This window comes from Ruegeria sp. AD2(2025) (genome assembly GCF_056542385.1).
In genome coordinates this window covers 1-3,184 of record NZ_JBQFZS010000029.1, presented here as the reverse complement: position 1 = coordinate 3,184, position 3,184 = coordinate 1, and the positions used below count along the sequence as shown (strand labels likewise).

At 51.5% G+C, this 3,184-nt stretch carries 4 protein-coding genes; 3 read left to right on the top strand and 1 reads right to left on the bottom strand.

What is annotated here, in order from left to right; translation table 11 throughout:
• Window positions 1-1,055: 1,055 nt before the first annotated feature.
• The 3 genes from ACR1XV_RS21345 (at window position 1,056) to ACR1XV_RS21335 (ending at window position 2,205) form a co-directional block, all read left to right on the top strand.
• Window positions 1,056-1,193, top strand: a complete 138-nt coding sequence (locus ACR1XV_RS21345) for a hypothetical protein (protein WP_170670428.1) — start codon at window positions 1,056-1,058, stop codon at window positions 1,191-1,193.
• Window positions 1,193-1,882 (top strand): hypothetical protein, encoded by a 690-nt coding sequence (locus tag ACR1XV_RS21340; protein ID WP_170520007.1) that lies wholly within the window; start codon window positions 1,193-1,195, stop codon window positions 1,880-1,882. The genes ACR1XV_RS21345 and ACR1XV_RS21340 overlap by 1 nt, the downstream gene beginning before the upstream one ends.
• A gap of 74 nt (window positions 1,883-1,956) precedes the next feature.
• On the top strand, window positions 1,957-2,205 hold the full coding sequence (locus tag ACR1XV_RS21335; RefSeq protein ID WP_170520004.1) for a ParB N-terminal domain-containing protein: 249 nt from the start codon (window positions 1,957-1,959) through the stop codon (window positions 2,203-2,205).
• Here ACR1XV_RS21335 and ACR1XV_RS21330 read toward each other — a convergent pair.
• A partial coding sequence (locus ACR1XV_RS21330; protein WP_480535034.1) for a fatty acid desaturase occupies window positions 2,197-3,184 on the bottom strand: 988 nt, incomplete at its 5' end. The two genes, ACR1XV_RS21335 and ACR1XV_RS21330, sit on opposite strands and share 9 nt — an antisense overlap.

Below are 3,184 nucleotides of genomic sequence, written 5' to 3'. Positions count from 1 at the left end.
ATTTTCTCGTCGCCGCGATGCTGCCGGTTGCGACAACCCAATGGCCTTCAGACTAATTGTAGCATGTGCCCCAGCATTGGAACGGGTTTCGCTGGGGTCTTCGCTATGAGCTCGTTCCTCGCAAGCATTCGCAACTGTCACCTGACATGCCCCTGTCACCGCGTGACCTAGGAAAGAAGGCGCCGTATGAACAGCACATGGCCCGTAAATTGCGTGCTTAATGACCGATAGATCAGGTCTCAGGCTCCGTTTCAATCAGTCATTCATCGTGTTTACGCGCTGCATTCTTTGTTTGATCCCGACACTTTTGGTGTTGCTCTCAGGTACGCCGCTTACTGCCCAAGTTGCAGGCAATGCCGAAGGATCGGTTTGTGACGAAGGTTTCGAAAACAAGAACGGATCGTGTCAAAGAGCAAACGCACCTGAAAATGCGCATTTGACCGGCAGTTCCTATGGTCCAGGTTGGGAATGCAACCATGGATTCAAGCGTGTTGGAGATCTTTGTGAGGAAATAGCCGTTCCTAAAAACGCATATCTTGCATCGACCGGAGATCGATGGAAGTGCAATCGCTTGTTCCAACGTGTCGAAGATAGATGTGAAGAAGTGTTTGTGCCTGAAAACGGGTTCGTCGAAACACGATTTGGTGCTCAAGAAGCACATTGCCACTGGGGTTTTCGCAAAGAGGGCCGGGAGTGCGTTGCAATAGAAGTTCCCGAGAACGGGCGCTTATCTGACAGGCGAAGCGCTGACGGCTGGGTGTGTCTGAGAGGGTTCAAAGCGACGGAAGGTGGCTGTGACTTCGTGATCGTTCCCGATCACGCATACCTCGCGTCTGACACATATTCTGGATGGAAGTGTGAGCGTGGTTTTCGCGCGAACCAGGGCAGGTGTGTTGCGATCTTTGTCCCTTCCAACGCTCACTTAAATCGAAGAGGTGACGGTTGGGAATGCAATCGGCCGTTCACGAGACAGAATGACAAGTGCGCCGAAAATGTGCCGCGACAATAGGTTGGTGGAAATCAATACCGCCTGAAATATCCGGAAGGACCAAGCCGTGAACCATAACTCGATTGACGAAAACTTGGGTAAAATGCTCAAAGCCGAAAAGGCGCATCGCTGGTCCTACAGAGTAAAGATGATTATCGCGATAGTGGTGTTTGTTGCGGCGATAGTTGTTGTGGTGTTTCTCTGATGCGTAAAAATGCCCCTCAAGTAACCCTTCCCGGTTCAAAGATGTCAGCTCATGGTCTGGAACAAAGAGCATTTCAGGACCGCAGTGTCCGTAAGACGCGGAACGCTGACGTATCTGGAGTGATTGAAGTAGAATTTGGAAAGTACTTGATTAAGGCTGGCATTCTGAGCGGTAACAGCGTTGCGCGCGCATTCCCCAAGCCACCGGCTAAAACGCAAGCAATGATTGCCGACGCAGTCGGCGAAACACCAGCATTGGCCATTGAGGCCTTAAAAGAAATTCTTGAAGAACGAGACAGGAAGCGTAGCGGTCAACGCCGTTTGGAGGGAAACTCCGGCACCTTCGTTCCCAGTGAAAGAGAATATGCCGAGGCATTGCGCCAGATCAGGCTCACCCCTGCGCAGGTCACAATGCTCAAAGCACTTACAATCGCAGGCAAGGACGGTCTGACCATTGGTCACTTGTCTCAGGCAGCCGGTCACAAATCGCGCGAGGCTTCCATCAAGGTTTTCAAGAAAATCGGACTATTGATCGCAGAATATCTGGAGCTCGAACTTCCCGAAGCTGGATCGGCACAGAATGATGGAGCCGCGCAGGTCCTGGCATTTTCTCACATCGAAAGTGACGATGAGCCAGCAACTTGGATTATGCATCAGGAACTGCGCGACGCTGTTCGTTCGGGTCTATGACGTACGTTCCAGCCCCAGCTCTTGTAGCGAACTTCGAACCGGAACAAATGCACGAAAGGTTGCTCACGTAGCTTATGTTGGAGAAAAGACCATATCCGCTCGACCTGATCTATGTACCTGTGAAACGGGCGAAAACGCTTGATCAACAAAAAGTTCTGACGCTGGCCGAAGATATCCTGAAGAACGGCCAGAAGACCCCGATCCAGATACGCCCGGACAACAAGAGGTTCGTGCTGATTGAAGGCCTTCACCGACTAGAAGCCATCCGCGCCCTCGGAGGTGATACTGTCGAAGCCTATTTGGTCCGCGCCAGACTACACTAAACTTTTGTTGGGATTGGCCTTTGACAAAGCCTCGGAAAATGTCAGTAAGCGCTGTCTTTCTTCGTCCCAAAGATGCAATCGTGCGCAATGAAGGCTCTCAAATAAAGTAATACGCTGGCAATCTTCCAACTCAGAATGGTCACGCAAAACCTCGTTTAACCGATAGAATGGTATGCGACTGGCGAGGTGGTGCACATGGTGCACACCGATATTGCCAGAGAACCAACGCAGGACGCCGGGCAGGGCATAGTGAGAACTTCCGTAGAATGCGGCGTTCTGAAGATTCCACCACTCTTCCCGTTCCCAGGTCGTGTGTTCAAACTGGTGTTGAATGTAGAAAAGCCAAATTCCAATTGACGACGCGACAACCACGGTTGGCAGGAAAACACACGCCAACACCTCAAAGCCTCCGGCCCACAAAATCAGAGCCAACAACCCTGCAATTGCGGCGTTTGTTCCCATCGCACTTGCCCAGTACAACCAGCCTGACCGCATGAAGCCAACAGGTAAGCGGTATTGAACAAAGAACGTATAGATCGGCGCAACACCGAAAAGGAAGACGGGACTCCGGGTCAGACGATAAGCGGCACGCCCGAACCAATTCCGCTCCAAGTATTCCTCAATGGTCAATGTAGGGATGTCACCCATACCGCGCCGATCAAGGTTACCGGTTGAGGCATGGTGAATCGCATGGCTTTGTCGCCAAACGTCATAGGGTGTCACGGTAAGAACACCCAGAACCCTGCCGGTCCAATTGCATGCGCTGCGGTTTTTGAAGAAAGATCCATGGCCACAATCATGCATAATGATGAAGATGCGGACCAGAAATCCGGCGTTCAGAACAGCCAGTAAAATTGCGATCCAGACGCTAAATGATAACGCAAACCACGTAAGGGCCCATAGCGTGAATAAGGGGACAACAGTGATCGCAAGTTCAAAAACACTGCGCTTCGCATCGGGCACACGGTATTGCGCGAGC